The sequence below is a fragment of the Mycobacterium ahvazicum genome (genome assembly GCF_900176255.2).
Lineage (GTDB): Bacteria > Actinomycetota > Actinomycetes > Mycobacteriales > Mycobacteriaceae > Mycobacterium > Mycobacterium ahvazicum.
On the sequence record NZ_FXEG02000002.1, the window covers coordinates 369,437 to 392,957 of the forward strand.

Consider the following 23,521-nt stretch of genomic DNA (forward strand, 5'->3'; position numbering starts at 1 on the left):
AGGCGGGTTCGCTGGGGCCGCGACCCGTGGGGGTCTTTCTCACAATCGCACAATCACGAAGCCGGTTGGGCCTCGGGGAATGTCCACTGCCCGTCGAGGACCCTTTGTTGCGGCCGGTAGAGCCGGACCAGGTAGTTCCAGCCCGCGGTGATCGGCAGGCAGTTGGCTGTCGCGGTATCACAACCGCCGAATTGAATGGTGATCGCGCCGCTGTCGTCGCGTCGCGCGGTGATGTTGTTGAGCGAATACGCGTTGAGCGGGTTCGGGGTGAAGTAGCCGTCTTTGTTGTAGACGGTGACCGACCAGAACCCGTCCACCGGCACCTCGCCCACGGTGAGCCGGTAAACGGTGGCGCCGTCATTTTCGGCGGGATGGGAACTGAAATAAATCGCATCTTTTTCCGGATTGCCGCCCCACGCGGAGGCCGAACCGGCCAGGTGGCGCACCGGGTCGGTGGCGTCCTGGGTGCCGAACATCCGGTGGGAGTCGGGCAACGTCGCCGACAGCGCAACCAGAGCCTCGCGAACCGCCTGTTGGCTGACCGGATCCCAGTTCGGAGTCTCAAAGGTGCCGGTGGCCTCATGGTGCACCGCGACCGCATCTTGCAGCCGGTGGACCTCGTCGAGGTCGGCGTCGTCGTCGGGATCGACGAGGGTGCGGATCACGACGGCGACATATCGCGTGCCGACGTCGTCGCGGGTGAGGGTGTGTTCGCCCTGCCCGTAGAACACGGCGGGCACATAGTGATCTTCGGTGATGACCTGCATCGACATGAACCGCCCGGCGGGGTCGGGCAGCACTATCGTCACCGGCGCGGCGTCGAGGTCGAAGACACCCGCGGAGTACAAGGTGTCACGGTTGGGACGCACCACCAGTTGGTTGTCCAGCGGCGTCAGCTCCCGGATGTGCATGAATTTTCCGAACCCGCCGCCGTTGACGATATTGCCGAAATACAAGTCGCTTCGGCCCTGGCGAAGTTGTCCGGTGAGACCGGTGCCGCCGCCCCGCCGGGCGTCGTCCGTCCTGCCACCATTCGGACCTTACGCGCGCAGCGCGGCGCTGACTATCGCTGAATGTCGAACTCGATGGGCACGCTCGTCGGCCCGCTCAAACTCACCATCGGCTTCCACGGCACCGGACCGGTGATGCGTGGGTTGGCCATCCGCTGGCTGAGCACGGTCAGCGCTTCGGCGAGTTCGCGGCGGGCCAGGTTGGCGCCCAGGCAGTAGTGAACTCCGCCGCCGAAGGTGAGGATGGGCGGTGCTCCCTCGCGGGTGATGTCGACGCGGTTCGGGGCGTTGTACACATCGGGATCACGGTTGGCCGCAGCGGTATTCACCAACACCATGGTGCCGGCGGGGAAAAGATAGCCGTCGAGTTCGGCGTCCTCTACTACCAGACGCAGAGTCCCGCAGGCGATCGGTGAGTGGCGCATGGTCTCCTCGACCGCGCGCATGGCCAGCTCGGGATTCTGCTTGAGCAAGTCCCACTGCTCGGGGTGCTCGCAGAGGACTTGCACCGAGGCGCCCACCTGGTTGCGGGTGGTGTCCGTCCCCGCCAACAACAGACCTCCGGCAAGCATCCGCAGTTCGGCGGCGTTGAGGCGATCGCCGTCGTCCTCGGCGCGGATGAGGTCGGACAGCAGGTCGTCGGTCAGGCTGTGCCGGCGCCGGGCCACCATGTCGTCGACGTAGTCGTCGAGCTCGGCCCACGCGCGCATGACACCGGGCTCGAGTTCACGAATGTCGGCACTGAAGGTGAAGGCCTTGAAGATCTCGTCGGCCCACAGTGAAAACTGTTGCCAATCCTCACGTGGCGCACCGAGTAGCGCGCAGATGATCGGGACGGGGTAGGGGCGGGCGATATCGGTGACCACGTCGCAGCGCCTCGCGCTGGCGACCTGATCGACGAGTTCGTTCATCAAATCGGCCATCGTGTCGTGCAGCCGAAGGGTCGCTTTGGGGGTGAAGGCCTTGGACGTCAGACTCCGCAGCCGATGGTGCTCGGCGCCTTCCAGGCACAGCAGGCTGTTGACCACCTTGTCCCACAACGGGCCCGACGTGATGCCCTGGACCAGCAGATTGATGCCGGGCGGGATCTGGAACCGGGTGTCGCGAAGCACGGCGCGCACGAGTTGGTACGAGAGCACCTCGGGTCCGAACGGTCCGATCGCGATGGGGCTTTGTTGCTGGACCGCTTCGATGCGCGGGTAGACATCCGCGGGAGTTTCCGCGGCGTCGTAGCTCAGCGTGGGGAGGTCAGCATCGAAAACACTTGGGGCGGCGGTACCGACGGCCATGGCGGTCTCCTTAGCCGGAGTCTGCGGTGTACGCAGCTCGCGGACAATTTCCGAATAATGTATGGCCACGCTGTTCGAGTGTCAACGAGGCGCGTGGCCCGTCGAGGCCTACGCGCTAACGCGTGTAGTCGACCTGCCAGTGTTTGATGCCGTTGATGAACGGTGACCGCAGCCGCTGCGGCTCTCCCGCGGAGACCAGATCGGGCATGTGGTCGGCGATCGCGTTGAACATGATGTCGATCGTCATGCGGGCCAGGTTGGCGCCGATGCAGTAGTGCGCACCGGTACCACCGAATCCCAGATGTGGGTTCGGGCTGCGTAAGACGTTGAACGCGTAGGGGTCGGCGAAGACTTCTTCGTCGAAATTGGCGGAGCGGTAGAACATCACGACCCGCTGACCCTTCTTGATCGCGACACCGCCGAGCTCGGTGTCGGCCAGCGCGGCGCGCTGAAACGCGGTGATCGGGGTGGCCCACCGGATGATCTCGTCGGCCGCGGTCCTGGGTCGCTGCGCCTTGAACAGCTCCCACTGGTCGGGGTGGTCGGTGAAAGCCATCATCCCCTGGGTGATCGAATTACGGGTGGTCTCGTTGCCGGCGATGCCCAGCGTGACCACGAACATGCCGAACTCCGCGTCGGAAAGCCCGTCCCCGTCGGCGCCGGCAGCCACCAGCGCCGTGACGATGTCGTCGCCCGGGTTCTCGGTCTTACGGGCCGCCAATTGCATTGCATACCACATCAATTCGCCCGCCGAAGTGAGGGCGTCGTAATCGGCGAACTCCGGGTCGTCGCTGCCGATCATCTTGTTGGACCAGTCGAACAGCTTGCCCCGGTCCTCGGCCGGCACTCCGAGCAACCCAGCGATGGCGTGCAGCGGCAACTCGCAGGCTACCTGCAACACAAAGTCGCCCGAACGTTGTGCCTTGGCCTGCTGGGCGATCTGCCGCGCCCGCTCATTGAGGTCCGTGCGCAGCCGCTCGACGGCTCGCGGGGTGAAGCCGCGCGCCACAATCTTTCGCAGCCGGCTGTGTTCGGGATCGTCCATCATGATCATCGACGCGCGGCCGGCTTCGATCTGCCCCTGCGCCTGGTCTTCTCGATAGCGCGGCACGATGGATTTCGACGCCGACGAAAACACGTCAGTGCGCAGCGACACCTCGCGGATGTCGCGGTGCTTGGTCACTACCCAGTAGCCGCCGTCGGAGAACCCACCCCGATCCAGCGGCTGCTCATTCCACCAGATCGGCGCCGCACGGCGCAGTTCCGCCAACTCCTGCACCGGTAACCGGTGGGCGTAGATGTCGGGATCGGTGAAGTCGAACCCCGGCGGCAGGTTGACACTGGCGATGAATGTGCTCCTCGGGAATCACGAGCTGTGAGGAGATGCTAGCGCTCACCCGCTCCTGGGCATACACATCAGCGGCGAATGTCGGCTATTTGCCGTGCGCTGGCGCCTTTCCGGTGTGGTTAGAGCCTGCCAACTCCGTGCGCGAGGCCGCGGGCTCAGCTCGTCGTGGAGCTGGACAGCGTCGGGGTGTCGTGGGCGCCGAGGTTGGTCGCGGCGGTGATGATGGCGCGTTCGATCTGGCGAAGTGCGTGTACCGCGGTGAGGAATCGCCGGGTGTCGGGATGCGGCCCGTCCTCGCCGTCTTGGTGGCGGGCCAGTGCCTCGGCGGCGTCGAGCGCATCGGTCGTGGAGTTGACCGTCACCGCGGTTGCCCCGTCGACGAGGGCGATCAGCGCGTCGATGTTGTGCCGAGTCTGGTCGGCGGCGGCGGTGAAGGCGTCTACGAGTCGTTGCGATCCAACGGGATCCCGATAGCGCTCGCTGCTGCGCGCCAGGCGTCGCCCGTAGCGGTCGCACGCGCTGAAGATGCGCAGGCCACGCCGAATGCTGCGACGCCCGGCAAGGCCGGCCACCCCGGCCAGCAGCGGCTTGGCGGTGACCCGGAACTGCTGCAGGTTGCGGTCCAGCTGGCGTGCTTGCTCGGTCGGGCTGACGGCCTCGTCCTCGCCGAACATCGTCGCGGTGGAGATCTCGATCAGCGAGTTCAACGCCTGCAGGAAGGCCCGAGTGTCGTCGCGGATCGCGGTTCTGGTGTTGGTCGGCAGCACCAGGATCGCCACCGCTACTCCGATCACCGCGCCGACCGCGGTCTCTTCGATCCGCAACATCAGTACGCCGAAAGAGAATTGGCCCATCAAGCCGTACAGCAGCGCCAGCATCGTGGTGATCCAGAAGGTCATCAGGCTGTAGGTGACCGTCATGAAATAGAAGGCGCAGAACAGGCAGACGAAGATCGCGGCTAGCGATGCGGTCTTGTCGCCGGCCAACACCGTGGCCGCCAGCATGCCGCAGGGCACGCCGAGCAAGGTGCCGAACAGCCGCTGCCAGCCCTTGGTCAGCGTTTCGCCCCAGGAGTTGGTGCCGGCGAAGATCACGAACGCCGCGATCACCGCCCAGAACCACCGGGCCGGCGAAACCAGCTCGCCCGTGATGATTGCCAACGACGCCGCGATAGTCACCTGGATGGCTTGCCGGGTGGTCTGCGACAGCCCACTGTCCGCTGTGCCGGCACCGGCGTCGTCGTCGTTCACGTCGTCTTCGGGTTCGGGCGGCTCGGTGCTGCCGGGGCCGGCCTCGGCGCCGGTGGTGGCGTGCTCGACGATTGCGCGCACTTCAGCGGTTGCGTTGGCGGCGTTGATGACTGCCAGCGCAAGGCGCCGCACCGCAAATTCGCCGGCATCGTCGTCGGCGGTGGGTCCGGGCTGCTTGTCGAGGATCCGCTGAGCCTGTTTCGCGGCCTCCTGCAGACCGCCGGGCGCGGGAATCCGGATCGCTCGCGCGAGTTCGTTGAGCGCTCCGACCAGTTCGAGGCGGGTGCCCTCCAGGATGGCGGCCGGATTTTCCGCGGCGACGGCTGTCACCGTCCGCCCGGCATTGGCGACCCATTCGATGGCGAGTTCGGCGTCGAACAACCACGGCGCCAGCTGCTGGCTGGTCACACCCGGCCACAGGACGGCGGGATCGGCCTTATCCTCAATCTGGCTCTGCACCATCAGCGCGGTCTCGTTGAGCCGAATCGTGCGGGCCCGCATGTGGCGTCGGCGCCGTTCGTCGAGCCGGCCGGTACGAACCGCTTCGGCCGTGGTGTCGACCAGGATGGCCATCCGAGCGCGCAGTGCCCGAATTGTGGCGCGCAGCACGCGTTCTGGCCGATCGGGCATGACGTAGGTGCTCATCACGAACGTGCACACCGTTCCCACCACGACGGCACCGATCATCCACGGCAACTCCGAAAGGCTTGCTCGCAGATACAAAGTGAAGAAAAAGGCCATGAAAGCGACCATGCCGAGTGCTCGGCCGCGAGGTCCGAAGCGGCGGACGTAGACCGCGGCGAAGACGACAGCCACGAACACGACGTCGGCGGCCACCGGGTATGGCGCGAGCACCGCGGCGGCGGTGATGGACAGGGCGGCGGGCACCGGCAGCAGCGCCATCGTGATGCGCTGCTGGAGCGGGTCCGGTTCGTTGACGGATCGGGCCGCGATCATCGTGATGACGACGCCCAGCAACGCGACGGTCAGCGGCTGCCCCGTCGCCCGAGTCAGCACGAAAAGCATCCCCAGCGAGCAGGCCAGCGCGGCCGTCGTGCGCGTCGCCATCCGCAGTCGCAACAGCCCGGGATCGGAGCCGATCCACCAGTTTCGCGCTCGCTCGTAGTGCTCCATCGCGGCTGCGCGCAGGCCGACGGCGGCGTCGAGATTTCGGGTATCGCCGAGGCCGCGCTCGTCCACCTCGCGCCCACCCGACACCCGCTACCGCCTCTCTGCTGCTCGCCCCATTCGCCGCGTCAACTGCGTGACTGCTGCCGACCAGGCTAGTCTTCGAACTCGTGACAGCGCCGACGCGGGCGAAACTGGCCGACGGCCGTGACCTGTTGTTCTTCGCATTGCCGGGGCACTCGCCTGAGCCGGTCGCCGACCGCAGACCCTTGCCGCAGCGCAACCCGGACCAGTCGCAGTTGCGGTTCGACCGCTCGACCGGGCAGTGGGTGATCATCGCCGCGCTGCGACAAGACCGCACCTACAAGCCGCCCGCCGACCAGTGCCCGCTGTGTCCGGGTCCCACCGGACTGACCAGCGAGGTGCCCGCGCCGGACTACGACGTCGTCGTCTTCGAGAACCGGTTCCCCAGCCTGTCCGGCGCCGGCCGGCCGTTGGGTGCACCCGGCGGCGACGGCTTCGTCTGCGCACCCGGCCACGGCCGCACCGAGGTGATCTGTTTTTCCAGTGACCACACCGGTTCGTTCGCCCAGCTACTGCCGGCGCACGCGCGGCTGGTGATCGACGCCTGGCGGCACCGCACCGCCGACATGTTGGCCACCCCGGGTATCGAGCAGGTCTTCTGCTTCGAGAATCGTGGCGAGGAAATCGGGGTCACGCTGAGCCACCCGCATGGTCAGATCTACGGTTACCCGTATCTGACGCCGCGCACCGCCACGATGCTGGAGCAGGCACGCGAACATCGAAAGCGTTACGGCGGCAACCTCTTTGCCGCCCTGCTCGAGCATGAGGTCGCCGATGGCAGCCGTGTCGTCGCCCGCACCGAGCTGTTCACTGCGTTCGTTCCGTTCGCGGCGCGCTGGCCGGTGGAAGTGCACATCTACCCGAACCGGTTCGTGCGCAACCTGGTCGAATTGACCGGCGACGAGCTCGACGAATTCGCACGGCTGTACCTCGACGTGCTGGGGCGGTTCGACCGCATGTATTCGGCTCCGCTGCCTTATATTTCGGCACTGCATCAGTACGCCGAAACCGACGCACAGGCGGACGGCTACTTCCACGTCGAGTTGATGTCGATCAGGCGCGGCGCCACCAAGCTCAAGTACCTGGCGGCTTCCGAGTCGGCGATGGGCGCGTTCATCGGCGACGTCATGCCCGAAAGCGTGGCCGAGCGTCTGCGTGAACTCGCGTGACGGTCCGTTACGCGGCACCCGGCCGGATCAACCTGATCGGGGAGCACACCGACTACAATCTCGGATTCGCGCTGCCGATCGCACTTCCGCGGCGCACCACGGTGACTTTCACCCCTGACGGCGGTGACGCGATCACCGTGACCAGCGACCGCGCCGACGCCGCGGTGCGCATTCCACTGACAACGGTTCCCGGCGACCTGGACGGCTGGGCGAGTTATGTGGCCGGGGTGATGTGGGCGCTGCGCCAGGCCGGTCATCCGGTCCCGGGTGGGGCGATGTCGATCACCAGCGATCTGCAGATGGGGTCGGGCCTGTCGTCGTCGGCGGCTCTGGAATGCGCGGTGCTGGGCGCGATCACCTCGGTCGCCGGCGTCGCGCTCGACAGAAAAGACCAGGCCCGCCTTGCTCAGCGTGCCGAGAATGACTATGTCGGCGCCCCAACGGGTTTGCTCGATCAACTGTCCGCGCTGTTCGGAGAACCGTCGACCGCACTGCTGATCGACTTTCGCGATGTCACCGTCGAGACGGTGGCATTCGACCCCGATGCCCGCGGTGTCGCACTCCTCCTGATCGACTCCCGGGCGCGGCATCGGCATGCCGGCGGCGAATATGCGGCCCGGCGCGCGTCGTGCGAGCGGGCGGCCGCCGAGCTCGCGGTGTCGTCACTGCGCGAGGTCCAAGACCGTGGGCCCGCGGTGCTGGCCGGGGTGAGCGATTCCCTCGACGTTCGCCGGGCTCGTCATGTGCTGACGGAGAACCGGCGGGTTCTCGATTTCGTTGCTGCGCTGGGTGATTCGGATTTCACCGCGGCCGGCCGGCTGATGACCGAGTCACACGCGTCGATGCGCGACGACTTCGAAATCACTACCGGGCACCTCGATCTGATCGCCGACGCCGCGGTGCGCGCGGGCGCCCTGGGTGCCCGGATGACCGGCGGCGGGTTCGGGGGCTGCGTGATCGCGTTCGTGCCGACCGACCGTGCTGAGGCGGTCGGAGACGCGGTGCGAGAGGCGGTGTCGGAAGCCGGTTTCCAGCTACCGGCGATCACCCGAACCCGCGCGGCCGCGGGTGCCGGCGTTAGCTGAGGGCCCTCGAGTGTGCGTGCTGGGCGCCGCTGGTGCACACTCGACGCCGTCGTTGCACACGCGAAGTCAGGACTGAGCCGGGGTCAGCTTGACCGCGCCGAGGTGCATGCGGTCGACCGCCTCGCCGAACTCCTCGAGCGTCGGGATCCGCTGGTCGCGGAACTTCAGCCCGATCATCGTTTGCGCACGCCGCAGGCCATACGCCTCAGCGCAGCGATGGTAGAGATCGGAGACGATCGCGCGGTCCCGGATCAGCTCGCCGTTCATCGCGGTCGACTTGCCGTCGTAGACCACCTGGGCCGATGCACCGCCGCGGAAGTTCTGCTTCCACGGCGCACCGGTCAGCGCATACAGATCGTTGTCGATGACATGGGCGCTCACCGGAAGGGTGAACGGGCGACCGGTCTTTCGGCCGGTGAAGCTCAGCACCATCAGCTGCTTGCGGGCCGGGCCGGCCAGCGGGGTGCGCAGCAGAAAACCCAGCAGCGGGTTGATGAGTTTGAGCAGGAAAGAGGGCGGGTGCCCGGCGTCGATCGCGTACGGCTCTTCTGCCATGCACACACCGTAAGGCCAATCGCTACGTTGAGCAGCCTTTTTCGCGCAGGATCGGGGCGAGCTGAGCCAGCGGAATGTGGGGTGCGACGGCGCCGGGCGAAATCCCGCCGGGGCCGCGCTCGGCCGGCATGTAGAGGATGAGATCTTCGCCGTCCACTGCCCAGGCCTGGTAGCCGTCGACCAGTGTGCCCTCGGGACGGTCGGGTTCGAACTGCTCAACCTGGAACGGCGACCCAGCCAGCGCCTGCTGCACATAGGGATGCGCGATGGGCGGGATCGCCGTCAATGGATCCATCCCGGGGCAGAGCAGGTCGGCCAGCTGCAGCTGACGTTTCGCGTCGAAGGTGAACGTGGTGATCGCGGCACTGGGGTGGGGCATGCTGCTGAAGTACCAATCTGACTGGAATACCACCGTTCTCGTCGTTCCCGCGTGCGTGAGAACCTGCGCGCGCAGGTTGGCGTCGCCCTTGCCGTTTGCATCCGTTTCGCCGTAGTCGGCGAAGAATTTCCGGATGAACGGTGTCAGGACCGGGCCGGCCGGCGGGTTGTCGACGAGGTCGACGGGGTACGCGGCGGTCACCTCGAGGTGCGCGCCGTTGACATCCCTGCTCACTTTGCATCGGCTTCCGTCCCACGCCCCGTGCACCTCGCCGCAGAGGGTATTGGGACGCGGAGTCGCGCTGGCGCCGGGACTGCTCGGGCCCGGGTTCGCGCTCTGGCAGCCGCATGCGAGCAGTGCTGCGGCTACGGCGATGGCGAGCCGGCGTCCTGGCATCGCCTCACTCTAGGGCTCTGTCGTCGGCGACGGATCGGTCTGCGCCCGGCGTCGCGCCGGCCGGCATTTGCAAAAGATCTACGCGAACGCACGGTTATGCAGTAAGAGACAGCTATGAAGTCGCGAAGAATCCTCATCGCACTCGTTGCGGTGACGGCTGTCTTCATGACTTTTGTCGCGGCCGCCCCGCCCATCGCCTACGACGGTGAACCGGCGTTCGTCGCGAATCCGGTCGAGCATGTCGACACGCTCATCGGAACCGGCACCGGTGGCGAGACGGTGGGAGAGATCAACGACTTTCCCGGCGCGTCCGTGCCCTTCGGGATGGTGCAGTACTCGCCGGACACCGTCGACAACTACGCCGGCTACAACTACCACAATCCGCGCTCGACGGGGTTCAGCATGACCCACGCATCGGTGGGCTGTGCGGCATTCGGCGATATCTCAATGTTGCCGACTACCACGCGCCCCCACTCGCAACCGTGGAACGCCTGGGAGCGGATCGCCCACGATGACACGGAGCAGGGCGAGCCGGGTTACTACACCGTGCGATTCCCCGATACCGAAGTGAAGGCGGAACTTACCGCCACCACCCGCACCGGCGTGGGTCGATTCAGCTACCCGCACAACGGCCGGCCGGCCGTGTTGCACGTGCGCTCCGGCGCCTCGTTGGCCGGCAACTCGCGCGCGGCCATCCAAATCGGAGAAGACAACACCACGATCACCGGATGGGCGACCAGCGGTGGATTCTGTGGCAAGAACAACACGTACACAGTGTATTTCGCGATGAAGTTCAGCCAGCCGTTCACCTCCTACGGCACCTGGGACGGGTATGCGGTCTACCCGGGTTTGCGCGCCGCGGTTTCACCGTTCAGCGGAGGCTACGTCGAGTTCCCGGCCGGGTCGGCGGTGGAGGTCCGCACCGCGATCTCCTACGTCGGCATCGACGGGGCGCGCGCCAACCTGGCCGCCGACGCAGCGGCGAGTTTCGACGAGGTACGTGCCGGGGCAAGCTCGCAGTGGAACGCGGCTTTGTCGGGTATTGCCGTGGCCGGCCGCAATACCGCCAACATCGACACGTTCTATACCTCGCTCTACCGATCTCTGTTGCACCCCAACACCTTCAATGACGCGGACGGACGCTACATCGGATTCGACGGCTCGATCCATGAGGTCGCCCCGGGGCACACCCAGTATGCGAACTTCTCCGACTGGGACACCTACCGCAGCCTGGCGCCTCTGCAGGGACTGCTCTTTCCCAAGCAAGCCAGCGACATGGCGCAGTCACTCGTCAACGACGCCGAACAAAGCGGATCGCTGCCGCGCTGGTCCTTCGCGAACGCGGCAACCGGTGAGATGAGTGGAGACAACGTGGTACCGCTCATCGTCAATCTGTATACCTACGGCGCTAAAGAATTCGATACTCGAACGGCGTTACGCTACATGGTGAATGCGGCGATTAACGGCGGCATCGGTCTGAACGGCTACGTGGAACGACCGGGCATCTCCACGTACCGCCAGCTCGGTTATGCGCCGTTCACGTATGAGTTTCACACCGACGGGTGGATCGCCGACGCGTCCATCACGCTCGAATGGTCGGTCGATGACTTCGCCATCTCCCGATTCGCCGACTCGCTCGGCGAGGCCGCGGTCGCGGCCCAATTCCAGAATCGGTCGCAGTACTGGCAGAACCTCTTCAATCCGACCACCCGTTACGTTTCTCCCCGCAACTCGATGGGCTTCTTCAGCGAAGGTCCCGGATTCGTCGATTCTCCTTCAGCTTTCGGTCAGATCGGGTACGACGAGGGCAACGCCGAGCAATATGTCTGGTGGGTACCGCACAATGTGGCCGGCCTGGTGACGGCGCTGGGTGGTCGTCAGACAGTGGCCAGCCGGCTCGACCGCTTCACCAGGAAACTCAACGAGGGGCCCAACGAGCCATACCTGTGGGCCGGCAATGAGCCGGGCTTCGGGGTGCCGTGGCTCTACAACTACCTCGGTCAGCCCTGGAAGACTCAGCTCACCGTCGACCGGGTGCGCGGACTGTTCGGGCCTACGCCGGACGGTGCGCCCGGCAACGACGACCTGGGGGCGCTGTCCAGCTGGTATGTCTGGGCAGCGCTCGGCCTGTATCCGGAAACTCCCGGTACGCCGACCCTCACGCTCAGCGCCCCGCTGTTCGATCGCGCCGTAATCAGGCTTCCGGCAGGCAATTCCATCCGGATGTCCGCGCCAGGGGCATCCGGACCCAACCACCTGAAATACATCAGCAGCCTGACCGTCGACGGCAAGCCCACCGCCCGCACCTTTGTTCCCGATTCGATCGTCCGTACCGGCGGCGATCTGATGTTCTCGTTGGCCGCCCACCCTGACATGGACTGGGGTGTCGATAAGGACTCGGCGCCACCGTCGTTCGGCGTGGGAGGTTCGGCGATGACTCTCAGCGCGCCGCGTCCTGTCGTCACGATTGCCCCCGGAGGGACGGCCGGCGTCAAAGTCGACGCCCAACGAATGGTCGACGATGTCGGCGGCTACAGTCTCGCCGGGGTGTCCGCTACCGATGGGATCACCACGACACCGGTGTCGGGTCAGTTCGCCGCTGACGGCTCATCGGCGGTTACCGTCCCCATCGCGGTGGCGCGATCGGTGCCCGAGGGTTATCACTTCGTTTATCTCACCGCTGTCGTGGGCGAAAGTGTCCGGCGGGCAACGGTACTCGTCACGGTGCGTGCCGAAAGCGACGAATCCTGAGCGTGTCCCTACACCATGTCGTTGTCGGTGAGCCAGCGCATCACCGGCCAGCCGATGAACACCGGTACCCAACAGGTCAGCACCCGGTACAGCAGCACCGACGGGACCCCGACGGCGGCCGGCACTCCGAAGGCCGCCAGCCCACCGATCAGGGCCGCCTCGACGGCGCCCACACCGCCGGGTGTCGGGGCGGCCGAGGCGAGCGTGCCGCCGACCATCGTCACGACGGTGCAGGTGACGAACGTCGCGCCGCCGCCGAACGCCTGCACACTGGTCCACAGCGCCAGTGCTGCGCCGAGAGTTGTTCCAGCACAACCGAGTACGATCAGCGAGAGCCTCCGCGGTTCACGGACCAGCTCGACGAGATCCTCGGCGACCTCCTGTAGCCGCGGACGCACCGCTGTCGACAGCCAGCTGCGGAGCTTGGGCACGAACAAGAACGTCCCGATGATGCCCAGCGCCACACCCGCGAGCAGATAGAGCACCGTGGCATCGGGAACGAAATGTGAAAGGTCCATCGACGCGCCCGCCACGGTGCTGAACAAGATCAGCAACACCAGGTGCATGATTACCTGCACCGATTGCTGCAAGGCCACCGCGGCGGTGGCCCGCATCACCGAAAGGCCACCCTTCTGCAAGATCCGGGTGCTCAGCGCCAGGCCGCCGACCCCGGCCGGGGTGGTGGTCGCGGCAAAGGTGTTGGCCACCTGAGCGATCGACAGCTTCCAGAAGTTCACCGTGCCGTCCGTGCACGCCCACAAGGCCGCTGCCGCACCCACATACGTCGACGCCGAGATGAACAGCCCCAGCAGCGCCCACCACCAGTTCGCGGTTCGCAGTTCGGAAAAGAACGTCGGCACGGTGCTGATGAAGGGGTATGCGACATAGACCAGCGCGCCGAGCAGGATCAACTGGATGACCTGGCTACGGGTGAACCGGGTGATGGTTTCCTTCTTGATCTGATCCGCACCGGTCTGGGATTTGACTTCGGCGCGGGCGGCCGAGATGACGGCGGACGCATCGCCGACCGACTTCCGCACTCGTTTGGGCACAGCGGATTTGGTGAGCCGACGGGACGCGGTCAAGATGGCGTCCTTACCGAAGGTGTCGATCGCCGCCCGCACCGCCGACTTCGCGTCGTATAGCGCCGTCGTCGTCACCAGAAGCTGTGCCAGGTCGGACTGCAGCTGCGCGTCGGTGGCACCGTATTCGGCGTTGCCGAACCCACCGAACAGCACGGTGCCGTCCTCGACGGTGATCTCGTGGCAGCGCAGGTCGCCGTGCGAGATCTGGTACTCGTGCAACTTTCGCAGCGATTCCCATACCCGCGCCACCGGCGTGGTCTTGGTGCATTCGTCGAGCGCGATGCCCCGAACGGGCTTGTGCGCGTATAACGTCCAGCCCCGGTCCAGGGCCGCGAAGGCGATCGTCGACGTGTTCGCCACGCCGGCCTCGCCGATCGCGATGGCCATCAACGCGCGGTGCTCGACGGCGCGGCTCATCGAGGCTTGGAAGGGGGCGGTCTCCGCGTCGCGCAGCCGCAGCTTGCGCCACAGCTCGCGCAGTGCGCCGCCGCTGCGCTGGTGCGGGCCGTACAACTCGATTGCGGCCGTCGAGTCCGGGTCCCCCGAATCGGTCGACAGCACCAGCGGACCCGGCCCGGCGGGGCGGACCACCATCAGCCGCGACACGATGAACCCGCGCTTGGCCATCGCTCGCACCGCGGCCGCCAGCGGGACTTCCAACGCCGGCGTTCCGACGGCCAGCACCACCAGCGCTCCGACGAACCATCCCACCGCCAACCCCACCAGGGAACGGGCCGGGACGATCGCGCTGATCAACAGGTGAATCGGGACGAACGCGAGCAGCAGCGCCCACCACCAGTGCCGCCAGCGCGCGGGCAGCCAGGGGCCGGAAACCGTCAGCACCGCGGCCAGCATCGCGATCCAGCGCGGATCGTCGAGGAACTGCGCCGGCAGCGTGCTCAACCGGTCCGAGACATCGAAGTGCCACCGGGGTGCGGCGAGACGGTTGCTGCTGATCGACAACGGCAGTGCCGCCAGAACCGCGGCAGCTCCATAGGCGCCCAACAGCTTCCATTGGCGGGCGACGACCAGACCGATCAGGATCATGAACGGCAGCGCCAGAATCGCGAATCCGTACAGCAGGTAAACCACATCGGCCTGGGTGGGCGACAAGACCCCGACGATCCGCGAGATGGATTTCTCCAGCAGAATCCAGCGGCTGCGGGTGACCAGCGAACCGGTGATCACCGTCGCGAGAAAAGCGGTGGCCAGGATCAGCCGCAGAATGTCATTGGTGCGCCGGTTGACCGGTTGCAGCAAGCTGCCAGAGACGCTGATGTCGCGCCCGTCAACTCGCATGTCAGGATCCTTCGGATCGGGGCCACGCTGTTAGCCGCCCGCCGACAACTTAACCGGATACCTTCGGGCAAGCGTGCATGAACCTGACGGAAAGCTTGTTCACCTGCGGGTAAACGGTAGCGGGCGCCGAAGCCGGGCACAGCCTGCGGACAGCTTGCTCACGTAGGGTCGCCGAAGGCGGGATTCAACCGGGAGGACGTGAGGGTGGCCAGGACCGATAACGACAGCTGGGAGATCACCGAGAGCGTGGGGGCGACGGCACTGGGCGTCGCGGCGTCCCGCGCGGCGGAGACCGAGAGCGACAATCCCCTGATCCGCGACCCGTTCGCGCGGGTGTTCCTCGACGCGGCCGGCGACGGGGTGTGGAACTGGTACTCCGCTGCGCGGTTACCCGACGAATTGCTGGAAACCGAACCCAATCTGGCTCAGCAGATGCAGGCGATGGTCGGCTACATGGCCTCCCGGACCGCCTTTTTCGATGCGTTCTTCATCGATGCCGCCACCGCCGGCATTTCCCAGGCCGTCATCCTGGCGGCCGGCCTGGACTCGCGGTCCTGGCGGTTGCCATGGCCGGACGGCATCACGGTCTACGAGCTCGACCAGCCCAAGGTGCTGGACTTCAAGGCGTCGACGTTGGCTGAGCACGGGGCCGAACCCGCCTGCAACAGGGTCGCGGTCCCGGTGGACTTGCGCCAGGATTGGCCAACGGCGTTGCGGGAGGCCGGTTTTGACGCCTCGAGGCCGAGCGTCTGGTCGGCCGAGGGGCTGATGCCCTATCTGCCGGCCGCGGCCCAGGAGCTTTTGTTCGAACGCGTGCAGGCGCTGACCGTCCCCGGCAGCCGGGTCGGCGTGGAGGCGTTGGGGCCGAAGTTTCTCGATCCCGAGGCCCGGGCGCGCCGGCGGGCACGGATGGATCGCGTCCGCGAGGTGTTCGCGAAAGTGGACCCGCAGCGCCAGGTCCCCACCACCGACGAACTGTGGTACTTCGAGGAGCGCGAGGACGTGGGCCAGTGGTTCGGCCGCCATGGCTGGGACGTGACGGTGACGCCGTCGCTGGAACTGATGGCCGGCTATGGTCGCAGACCGGCGCCAGAGGTCGAGAATGACGTGCCCGGGAACCTGTTCGTGGCCGCGCAGCGCTCTGGGACGTGATTCGCGGCGCGATCTCATCAGCCCTACAGCGGTTGTTCGTGTCGATGTAACGGCTGGTTAGACCTTCATGGCGAATGCTGTGGGCGGGCCCGACGCTGTCGTCGGAATGGCTAACGCGCCGAACAGGAGAAGCCATGAGCATTGCCAGGGTCGCGCCCGGTGCTGTCACCGGGCAACGCGACGGAAAGGCAATCGAAATAGCCTTTTCGGGACGGTTTGGGTTTGGTATCTACCGCTGGGCCTACCTACCGTTCGAGGTACCGCCGGGTGTGCAACAAATTCGGGTGACCACCTCGCATGACTCCGGCATGGGCGGGCCAGCGCGAAATGTGTTGGACCTGGGTATGTTTGGGGCCGCAGGCCACGAACTGGGCAATGCCGCCGGATTCCGGGGCTGGTCGGGCGGGGCCCGTGACGAGTTCATGATCTCCAGCTCTTATGCCACACCCGGGTACCTGGCCGGTCCGATCGAACCGGGCGTGTGGGCGGTGGCGCTGGGCCCGGTGGTCCTCAGCCCGTGGGGGATGGCCTGGCAGGTGACGGTCGCGTTGGACTACCAGCCGCCGGTCGGGCCACCGGTGACGCAGAGCACATCGACGGCGTTCACACCCGCCTCTGTCGGAGCGCGCTGGTACCGCGGTGATCTGCATCTGCACACCGAGCACTCCGACGGTGAGCGCGATCCCGGTGAATTGGTGTCGGCCGCGCACGCCGGCGGGCTCGACTTCATCGTCTCGACCGAACACAACACCAATTCAGCCAACCGGGTATGGCCCACCTGCCGCACCGGATCGCTGTTGGTGATTCCGGGCGTCGAGGTCACCACGCGGCACGGACACTGGCTCGCGGCCGGCCTGCCCCCGGGCGGTTGGGTCGACTGGCGCTACGGGCCGAGCGACGGGGTGTTCGGCCGCTTCGCCGCCGAGGTGCGCCAAGCCGGCGGCTTGGTGGTCGCCGCCCATCCTGCCGCGCCGCTGCCGGGCTCGGCGTGGGAATTCGGCTTCGCCGACGTGGACGCGTTAGAGGTATGGAACGGCCGCTGGAACGTCGATGATGAAGTCTCCCTGCGTATTTGGCAACGGCTCTTGCGACAGGGCCGACGCATCGTCGCCGTCGGCGGCAGCGACTCGCACGCCAAACGGCAAGTGGTCGGTGCACCGCAGACCGCCGTGCATGCCGACGAACTGTCGACGACGGCGATCATCGACGGGTTGCGCCGGGGCCGCTCGTACATCGCGGGATCGCGCGATGTCGCATGCGAGCTGACCGCGTCCGGTCCGAGCGGCGACGTGGCCGGGCCCGGGCAGCAGTTGCGGGTGCGGACCGGTGACGCGGTGACGGTCACCGCGGTCATCAGTGGCGCTCCCGGCACCACCGCCGCCCTGATCACCGCGGCGGGCTGCGCCGGCCGGGCGCCGGTAGCCTCGGCGGGGAGCAGGCTGCAGTGGGAGCTCGATGCCGCGTCCGCGCGTTTTGCCCGGCTCGAAGTCCGCGACCGGCGGCGGGGCCGGCTCGGCGCGATGGTCGCCTTGACGAATCCGGTGTGGCTAGCCTGAGAAGAGGCCAAGCACAGCGGCATTCGCGGCATCGGCGCGCGCTGAGGAGAGGAACGAGATGGAAACCTGGGACGCGATCTGTGCGCGACGCAACGTCCGGCAGTACCAGCCGCAACCGGTGTCGGACGACGATCTGAACAGGATCGTCGAGGCCGGATGGCGAGCACCGTCGGCGAAAAATCGCCAGCCGTGGGACTTTGTGATCGTCACCGACCCGGTGCAGCTGCAGGAGCTGTCCACAGTCTGGCGCGGTGCCGGTCACATCGCGTCGGCCCCGGCCGCGATCGTGTTGGTGATTCCGGTGCCGCCGGACGAGCGCCGGCTGGTGACCGACAACTACGACGTCGGTCAGGCGACGATGGCGATGATGATCGCGGCCACCGACCTGGGCATCGGCACCGGCCATTCTTCGGTGGGGGACCAGGAGAAGGCGCGTTCGATCCTGGGCGTGCCGGATGACTATCTGGTGGCTTTCATGCTTGGCGTCGGATATCCGGCCGATCGCCCGATCGCTCCGATCCGCAAGCCGGATCGGCGCCCGTTCGACGAAGTCGTCCACCGCGGACGCTGGTGAGGGCGGGCATCGTGGCAGCGGACATGGCGCTGGCGCGCCGGCATCGCGGCGAATACGGATACGACGGGTCTTTTCACAACGTCTCGCCGGTAGCGCAGGTGGCCGGCGTGGCCGGTATTTCCGCCGCCCTCTTCGCGGGTGCGGCAGTCGCCCTGGCCCGCGGTAACCGGCTGGCGGCGGTACTCGGCGCGGCCTCGGCGGTGGAGGTTCTGGCGACCGCAGCGTCGTATATCTACGCCACCAGGAGCGGCAAGTTCGTGGTGTGGGAGCGGATCCTCGACGAGTTGGGGCTGCAAGGCGACGAAACCGTGCTCGATCTCGGGTGTGGGCGCGGTGCGGTGTTGCTGGCCGCGGCCAAGCGGGTGCCGCGGGGCCGTGCGATAGGCGTCGACCTGTGGCGCGCGGACCAGACCAAGAATTCGCAGCAGTCCACGCTGTCCAACGCGGATCTGGAAAGCGTCGCTGACCGCGTCGAGGTGCGGACCGCCGACATGACCGCGCTGCCGTTGGCCGACGAGAGCGTCGACGCGATCGTCAGCAGTTTGGCCATCCACAACATCGCGACTCACGAGGGCCGGCGAAAGGCGCTGCAAGAAGCGATTCGGGTGCTGCGTCCGGGTGGTCGACTCGCGATCGCCGACCTGTGGGAAACGAACCGCCATGCCGGCTACTTGCGTCGACTGGGCTGGCACGACGTGCGGCGGCGCAATCTCGGCTGGCGGATGTGGTACGGCGGCCCCTGGGTCGCGACGCGCGTGGTCACCGCGACCAAGCCCGGCCGATTACCGACTCAGGATCTCGCTGTAGTCGACGAGTAGATGCCGTGGGCCGCGGAATACCTGGCTGATGCGATAAGGCGGTGGATCTTCAACCAGCCGTGGACCTTTCACCCGGCGCAGGAAAGCCTCGAACGCGGTGTTGACTTCCAGCCGGGCCAGCGGTCCACCGAAACACACGTGAATGCCGCGGCCCCAACCCACGTGCTCGTTGTCGGCCCGCCGCGGGTCGAACGTGTTGGGGTCGCAGAAGCGGCGCGGATCCCGGTTGGCGGCGCCGTACATGAGATAGATGGGCGCACCTTTGGGGATCGTCGTGCCCGCGATGTCGATGTCGGCCAGCGCCGAACGGGTCGGGAAGAATTGCACCGAAGACTGCAATCGCAGCACTTCTTCGATGGCACCGGGGATCAGTTCCGGCTTTTCGCAGAGTAATTCGATCGACCACGGGTTGCGCAGCACGGTGAGAATGCAATGCGAGATCAGATTGACCGTTGAGTCGTGACCGGCGACGAACAACAGGATGGTGTTGTTGACGATCGCACTCGTCGACATCTGGCCGTCGGGTCCGTCGTCGTGGACCAACTGCGAAATCATCCCGGGCCCAGGGGACTTCGCGGCCTTCTCGACCAGACCGATGATGTACTCGTTGAGTTCGGCGTCGGCGGCTTCGCCCTTGGCGCGCCGGGTCTGGCCCTCCTCGGTTTGGATGTCGGGGCCGAGATCGAATATGCCGGAAGCGATGTCGGTGACCCACGCGTGAAACTGGGGTTCGTCTTCGACGGGTATGCCCATGATTCGGCAGATCACATTGACCGGCAACGGGTAAGCGAACTCGTCGACCACGTCCATCCGGGTCTTACCCGTTGTCTTGTCGAGCATGTCGTTGACGAGCTGTTCGCAAAACGGCTCTTGGCCCGGGATCAGCTCCGGCGATTCCGGCGGCCCGAAAAAGCGCATGCACTGGCGGCGTGCCCGGTCATGGTCGGGCGGGTCCTGCGCGATGAAGCTCGGCTCCCGGCCGTAGGCCCCGGTGATTTCGGAGGCCATCTCGTCCGCGCCCAGCCGGTTGCGGCTGACGGCCGCGGGGCGTCCCTTGCGCAGGTCGGAACTCACCCGCGGGTCGTGGGCCAGCGCCATCAGCTCCTCGTACCCGGTGACCGCATAGATGCCATTGGTCACCCGCACCACCGGTGTCTTGCGCAGCTCGTCGAAGTACGGATAGGGATTCGCGCGGTTTTCGTACCGCATCGCGGCGTCGAATGCTTCCTCGGGAGTCATTGGCGCCGCTCCTTCACATCGCTCTTTTGCTCTGCCTCGTCGCCGGCGCGCGTCATGCGCAGGTCCTCACTCATCGCTGCCGGGGCCGGAATTCCGCGCGCCGTTCGCTGGGGTCATGTCCCGTCAACACCACGTCGGGTGTCTCGGTCGGCACGCCGCGTGCGGGAAAGTCGGCCGGCATCACGCGCATGTTCTCCGGGAAGTCGAAACCCGGCGGATGCGGCGGGAACGGTCCCGAGCGCGCGATCTGGTCGCGGTAGAAGTCGATCCATTTCGCGTGGTTGAAGGTGACCGCGCCGACGATGCGCCCGCGGCGGCCATAAGCCGCGGCAAACCGCCGCGCTCTGACCGAGCCCTGAGTGAAGACGATCTCGTCGCCGAAGGACGGCACACCGACGGATTTGATGTTGACGCCGAATTGGGCCGACCAGAACTGCGGGACCAGCAGGTGCGCCCAGCGGTCGACCTCGTTGCAGACCATGTTGTGTGCCGCGACCCGCGCGCCCAGCACGGCGTTGTCCCAATGCTCCATCGCCAGGAATTCGTAGTCGTAGAGAACATGCGGAGCCCGGGCGATGTCGCCGGCCACGAAGATGCGGTTGGTCACCACGGCGTTGATATCGAACGCGCGGCACCCGGCGTCGCACCCCACGCCCCAGAACCCGGCCGCCAACCCGGCGCCCTCAAGCCACTCGACATTGCGGATCGAGCCCAGCGAGGTCAGCACCACGTCGACGTCGAGCGTGCTGCCATCGGAGAGCCGGGCGCGTCGTACCCGCCCGTCGGCATCCCCGTCCAGCGCGAGCACCGACACCCCGGTGCGCAGATCCACCCCGGCGTCGCGCTGCATCTCGGCAGCGATCGCGCCGATCACGCCGCCCAGCGGACCGCTCAGCGGTGCCGGACCCCGCTCGGTGACCGTGACTTCCAAGCCGAGTTCGCGGCAGACCGAGGCGGCCTCCGATCCGATGAACCCCGAACCGATGATCAGCACCCGGCGCGGGCGGGCGGCCAACGCGGCCTGCAATCGCGCGGCGTCGGCCCTGGTGCGCAGCGTGTAGACGCCTTGCAGCGCGGCCTCGTCCGGGTTGGGCCACCGCCGCGACCGCACACCCGTGGCGATCAGCAGACTGTCACCCGATACCTCACTGCCGTCGGCAAGGCGGACCACCTGGCTGGCCCGGTCCAGGCCGGTCGCGGCCACCCCGAGGCGCCACTGGGCATCCACCGCACGCAGCCGCGGCAGCTTGGTGTGATCGGCTGGCACCCAGCCCTTGAGGACCTGCTTGGACAACGGCGGCCGGTCATACGGCTCGTCCGGCTCGTCGCCGACGATGGTCAGCTGACCCCGAAAACCCTCTTCGCGCAGCGCTTCGGCGGCACGCAGGCCGGCCAGCGAGGCGCCGACGATGACGATGCGTCCGTTGTCCTTGAAGTCCTTCGGATCCACGGCCGGCCGCTACTGCCCGTCGAGCTTGTCGACGATGATCGCCTGCACCGGGCAGGCGGCCGCCGCCCGCAGCACCCGCAGGCGCTGATCGTCGTCGGGGTTGGGGTCGTAGCTGAGGGCCTCTTCCCCGTTGAGCTTGAGCACCTCCGGAGCCAGCGGTACGCAGTGCGCGTACCCCAGACAACGGTTGAGGTCGACAACGATCCGCATAGCGCCTCCGATCCCCCGGGGCCCAAGATCCGACGCCTGGCAGCGTACCTCTCCCAGGTGAGGCCAATCTCGGTGTTTGCGAAACCCTTTCGCGGGGACGCGCCGCATATCGCTGCGCTATGAAGTCTTCTTCGCGGGTCGTGGCGACAGGACGGCTAGGGCATGCTGGGTTGATGAACAGAAACGAGATCACCGAGCAGATCGTCGTTGCCCGCCTGACGAAGCGCCTCACATGGCAGGAGCTGGCCGACGCGATCGATCGGCCGCTGCTGTGGACCACGTCGGCGCTGCTCGGTCAGCATCCGATTCCGCCGGAGCTGGGCAAGGTGCTGGTCGAGATGCTGGGTCTCGAGGAGTCGGCGACACCGGTGCTGGCCGCCCCGCCGTTGCGCGGGGGACAGGCCGCCTTCGCAAACGGCGGAGTGCCGACCGACCCCACCATCTACCGGTTCTACGAAGCGCTTCAGGTGTACGGCGGTGCCATCAAGGAGGTCATCCACGAGCAGTTCGGTGACGGCATCATGAGCGCGATCAACTTCAGCGTCGACCTGCAGCGTAAGCCGCACCCCGCCGGCGATCGCGTCGTCGTGACTTTCGACGGCAAATACCTTGCCTACGACTGGGTTTCGGCGCAGGACGAGTGATGGGGAGCCGGCAGTCGAAATCCGCTGATCTCGTTCTCTCCGGCGGGGGCGTCAAGTTCATCGGTCTGGTGGGCGCCATCGTCGCCCTGATGGACGCGGGCTATACGTTCCCGCGGGTATCGGGCGTGTCGGCCGGATCGGTGGTCGGTGCGATTCTGGCGGCCTCGTCCAAGGGTGACCAGCTGACGAGCGAAGAGGTCAAGGAGCTCGCGCTGTCGGCGCCGCTGAGCAAGTGGCGCGACTCGGGACCCGTCCCGATTCTCGGTGCTGCATGGGGACTTGTCCGGGACACCAGCATGTTTCGGGGAGACGCCGCCTACGAATGGATTCGCGGCGAGCTGAAGAACCTGGGCGTCACCTACTTCGGAGATCTGCTCCTCGACGAGGCCACGATGCCCGAGCGGCCGCGGCACAAGCTGGTCGTTACCGTCGCCGACGTGACCGCGGCGCAGTTGGTGCGGCTGCCCTGGGACTACCGGCGGCTCTACGGGCTGGACCCGAATGAGCAGCTGGTCGCTGACGCCGTGCGCGCGTCGATGGCGATCCCGTTCTTTTACCCCCCGGTCAAGCTGCGCAGCGTCACCGGGGCGACGTCCACCCTCGTCGACGGCGGCGTGCTGTCGAACTTTCCGATCGACACGTTCGACCGCTTCGACGGAAAAGTGCCGCGGTGGCCGACATTCGGGGTCACGGTCTTGCCCCGGCTTAATGAAGGTTTCAGCGCGGTGATGCCCGCGCTGAAACCGCTACGGCTTTTCGAACAGACGGCGTTGCTGGAAAGCCTGCTCACCACGATGCTGACCGGCCACGATCAGACCCACCTCAACCAGCCGTGGGTCGCAGCCCGCGCGATCCCGGTCGAGTCGACCGATGTGGGCGTCCTCGACTTCGACATCGCCGCGGATCGCCTCGAGGCGCTGTATCAGAAGGGCTACCAGGCGGCGCAGGAGTTTTTGCTGACGTGGGATTGGGAGGCGTACCTCAAACGGTTCCGCTGGGCCGTCTGACGCGGTGGTCTCAGGGTGAAGTGACGGCCGGTCGCCGCGGTGC

18 protein-coding genes and 1 pseudogene are annotated in these 23,521 nt (G+C 66.7%); 9 read left to right on the plus strand and 10 right to left on the minus strand.

Going from position 1 to position 23,521, the window contains the following annotated elements; translation table 11 throughout:
- Positions 1-53 precede the first annotated feature (53 nt).
- The 4 genes and pseudogenes from MAAFP003_RS04000 to MAAFP003_RS04015 form a co-directional block, all read right to left on the minus strand.
- Positions 54-1,033 (minus strand): annotated as a pseudogene (locus MAAFP003_RS04000) (DUF1214 domain-containing protein).
- Positions 1,034-1,063: 30 nt separating this feature from the next.
- A complete protein-coding gene (locus tag MAAFP003_RS04005; protein WP_096290865.1) occupies positions 1,064-2,299 on the minus strand; it encodes a cytochrome P450 in 1,236 nt (411 codons plus the stop codon).
- Positions 2,300-2,414: 115 nt separating this feature from the next.
- Positions 2,415-3,647 carry a cytochrome P450 gene (locus MAAFP003_RS04010; RefSeq protein WP_096284643.1) on the minus strand — a complete coding sequence of 411 codons (1,233 nt, stop codon included), beginning with the start codon at positions 3,645-3,647 and terminating at the stop codon, positions 2,415-2,417.
- Between the two features lie 155 nt (positions 3,648-3,802).
- Positions 3,803-6,031, minus strand: coding sequence for an FUSC family protein (locus tag MAAFP003_RS04015; RefSeq protein ID WP_096290866.1), 2,229 nt, complete (start codon positions 6,029-6,031; stop codon positions 3,803-3,805).
- 164 nt (positions 6,032-6,195) lie between these two features.
- Here MAAFP003_RS04015 and galT point away from each other — a divergent pair, with 164 nt between their 5' ends.
- Together galT and MAAFP003_RS04025 are read left to right on the plus strand one after the other, a co-directional pair.
- Positions 6,196-7,278: a galactose-1-phosphate uridylyltransferase gene (gene galT, locus MAAFP003_RS04020; protein WP_423790852.1), complete on the plus strand. Its 1,083-nt coding sequence runs from the start codon at positions 6,196-6,198 to the stop codon at positions 7,276-7,278.
- Entirely contained in the window at positions 7,275-8,363 is a 1,089-nt protein-coding gene (locus MAAFP003_RS04025; RefSeq protein ID WP_096284647.1) for a galactokinase, read from the plus strand. The genes galT and MAAFP003_RS04025 overlap by 4 nt, the downstream gene beginning before the upstream one ends.
- A gap of 66 nt (positions 8,364-8,429) precedes the next feature.
- Here the strand turns inward: MAAFP003_RS04025 and MAAFP003_RS04030 are convergent, their stop codons facing one another.
- A complete protein-coding gene (locus MAAFP003_RS04030; protein ID WP_096284649.1) occupies positions 8,430-8,918 on the minus strand; it encodes a hypothetical protein in 489 nt (162 codons plus the stop codon).
- A gap of 22 nt (positions 8,919-8,940) precedes the next feature.
- Complete coding sequence (locus MAAFP003_RS04035; RefSeq protein WP_133160818.1) at positions 8,941-9,693, minus strand: DUF3298 domain-containing protein; 753 nt, start codon at positions 9,691-9,693, stop codon at positions 8,941-8,943.
- 114 nt (positions 9,694-9,807) lie between these two features.
- Here MAAFP003_RS04035 and MAAFP003_RS04040 point away from each other — a divergent pair, with 114 nt between their 5' ends.
- On the plus strand, positions 9,808-12,444 hold the full coding sequence (locus tag MAAFP003_RS04040) for a GH92 family glycosyl hydrolase (protein WP_096284653.1): 2,637 nt from the start codon (positions 9,808-9,810) through the stop codon (positions 12,442-12,444).
- Between the two features lie 8 nt (positions 12,445-12,452).
- On the opposite strand, the gene MAAFP003_RS04045 is transcribed toward MAAFP003_RS04040, so the two are convergent.
- Positions 12,453-14,828 carry a lysylphosphatidylglycerol synthase transmembrane domain-containing protein gene (locus tag MAAFP003_RS04045; protein WP_096284655.1) on the minus strand — a complete coding sequence of 792 codons (2,376 nt, stop codon included), beginning with the start codon at positions 14,826-14,828 and terminating at the stop codon, positions 12,453-12,455.
- A gap of 204 nt (positions 14,829-15,032) precedes the next feature.
- Between MAAFP003_RS04045 and MAAFP003_RS04050 the strand changes: the two genes are divergently transcribed.
- The 4 genes from MAAFP003_RS04050 (at position 15,033) to MAAFP003_RS04065 (ending at position 18,928) form a co-directional block, all read left to right on the plus strand.
- A complete protein-coding gene (locus tag MAAFP003_RS04050) occupies positions 15,033-15,980 on the plus strand; it encodes a class I SAM-dependent methyltransferase (protein WP_096284657.1) in 948 nt (315 codons plus the stop codon).
- A 134-nt stretch (positions 15,981-16,114) separates the two neighbouring features.
- On the plus strand, positions 16,115-17,536 hold the full coding sequence (locus MAAFP003_RS04055; RefSeq protein ID WP_096284659.1) for a CehA/McbA family metallohydrolase: 1,422 nt from the start codon (positions 16,115-16,117) through the stop codon (positions 17,534-17,536).
- Positions 17,537-17,594: 58 nt separating this feature from the next.
- Positions 17,595-18,110 carry a nitroreductase family protein gene (locus MAAFP003_RS04060; RefSeq protein ID WP_096284661.1) on the plus strand — a complete coding sequence of 172 codons (516 nt, stop codon included), beginning with the start codon at positions 17,595-17,597 and terminating at the stop codon, positions 18,108-18,110.
- 23 nt (positions 18,111-18,133) lie between these two features.
- Positions 18,134-18,928 (plus strand): class I SAM-dependent methyltransferase, encoded by a 795-nt coding sequence (locus MAAFP003_RS04065; protein WP_096290867.1) that lies wholly within the window; start codon positions 18,134-18,136, stop codon positions 18,926-18,928.
- On the opposite strand, the gene MAAFP003_RS04070 is transcribed toward MAAFP003_RS04065, so the two are convergent.
- From MAAFP003_RS04070 to MAAFP003_RS04080, 3 genes are all read right to left on the minus strand, one after another.
- The gene (locus MAAFP003_RS04070) at positions 18,893-20,167 is read right to left on the minus strand and encodes a cytochrome P450 (protein ID WP_096284662.1); all 1,275 of its coding nucleotides are present in this window, start codon (positions 20,165-20,167) and stop codon (positions 18,893-18,895) included. The two genes, MAAFP003_RS04065 and MAAFP003_RS04070, sit on opposite strands and share 36 nt — an antisense overlap.
- A gap of 70 nt (positions 20,168-20,237) precedes the next feature.
- Positions 20,238-21,617, minus strand: a complete 1,380-nt coding sequence (locus MAAFP003_RS04075) for an NAD(P)/FAD-dependent oxidoreductase (protein WP_096284664.1) — start codon at positions 21,615-21,617, stop codon at positions 20,238-20,240.
- 9 nt (positions 21,618-21,626) lie between these two features.
- Positions 21,627-21,827 (minus strand): ferredoxin, encoded by a 201-nt coding sequence (locus MAAFP003_RS04080; protein ID WP_090600183.1) that lies wholly within the window; start codon positions 21,825-21,827, stop codon positions 21,627-21,629.
- Between the two features lie 173 nt (positions 21,828-22,000).
- On the opposite strand from MAAFP003_RS04080, the gene cynS reads away from it, so the two are divergent.
- Both cynS and MAAFP003_RS04090 read left to right on the plus strand, forming a co-directional pair.
- Positions 22,001-22,471: a cyanase gene (cynS, locus tag MAAFP003_RS04085; RefSeq protein ID WP_096284666.1), complete on the plus strand. Its 471-nt coding sequence runs from the start codon at positions 22,001-22,003 to the stop codon at positions 22,469-22,471.
- Positions 22,471-23,478 (plus strand): patatin-like phospholipase family protein, encoded by a 1,008-nt coding sequence (locus tag MAAFP003_RS04090; protein WP_096284668.1) that lies wholly within the window; start codon positions 22,471-22,473, stop codon positions 23,476-23,478. The genes cynS and MAAFP003_RS04090 overlap by 1 nt, the downstream gene beginning before the upstream one ends.
- Positions 23,479-23,521: the final 43 nt, after the last annotated feature.

Bases quoted from the DNA above. Each gene is read 5' to 3' on its own strand.
- MAAFP003_RS04005 (WP_096290865.1), bottom strand. From the start codon at position 2,299: ATGGCCGTCGGTACCGCCGCCCCAAGTGTTTTCGATGCTGACCTCCCC.
- MAAFP003_RS04015 (WP_096290866.1), bottom strand. From the start codon at position 6,031: ATGGAGCACTACGAGCGAGCGCGAAACTGGTGGATCGGCTCCGATCCC.
- MAAFP003_RS04030 (WP_096284649.1), bottom strand. From the start codon at position 8,918: ATGGCAGAAGAGCCGTACGCGATCGACGCCGGGCACCCGCCCTCTTTC.
- MAAFP003_RS04035 (WP_133160818.1), bottom strand. From the start codon at position 9,693: ATGCCAGGACGCCGGCTCGCCATCGCCGTAGCCGCAGCACTGCTCGCA.
- MAAFP003_RS04040 (WP_096284653.1), top strand. From the start codon at position 9,808: ATGAAGTCGCGAAGAATCCTCATCGCACTCGTTGCGGTGACGGCTGTC.
- MAAFP003_RS04045 (WP_096284655.1), bottom strand. From the start codon at position 14,828: ATGCGAGTTGACGGGCGCGACATCAGCGTCTCTGGCAGCTTGCTGCAA.
- MAAFP003_RS04055 (WP_096284659.1), top strand. From the start codon at position 16,115: ATGAGCATTGCCAGGGTCGCGCCCGGTGCTGTCACCGGGCAACGCGAC.
- MAAFP003_RS04060 (WP_096284661.1), top strand. From the start codon at position 17,595: ATGGAAACCTGGGACGCGATCTGTGCGCGACGCAACGTCCGGCAGTAC.
- MAAFP003_RS04065 (WP_096290867.1), top strand. From the start codon at position 18,134: ATGGCGCTGGCGCGCCGGCATCGCGGCGAATACGGATACGACGGGTCT.
- MAAFP003_RS04070 (WP_096284662.1), bottom strand. From the start codon at position 20,167: ATGACTCCCGAGGAAGCATTCGACGCCGCGATGCGGTACGAAAACCGC.
- MAAFP003_RS04080 (WP_090600183.1), bottom strand. From the start codon at position 21,827: ATGCGGATCGTTGTCGACCTCAACCGTTGTCTGGGGTACGCGCACTGC.
- cynS (WP_096284666.1), top strand. From the start codon at position 22,001: ATGAACAGAAACGAGATCACCGAGCAGATCGTCGTTGCCCGCCTGACG.
- MAAFP003_RS04090 (WP_096284668.1), top strand. From the start codon at position 22,471: ATGGGGAGCCGGCAGTCGAAATCCGCTGATCTCGTTCTCTCCGGCGGG.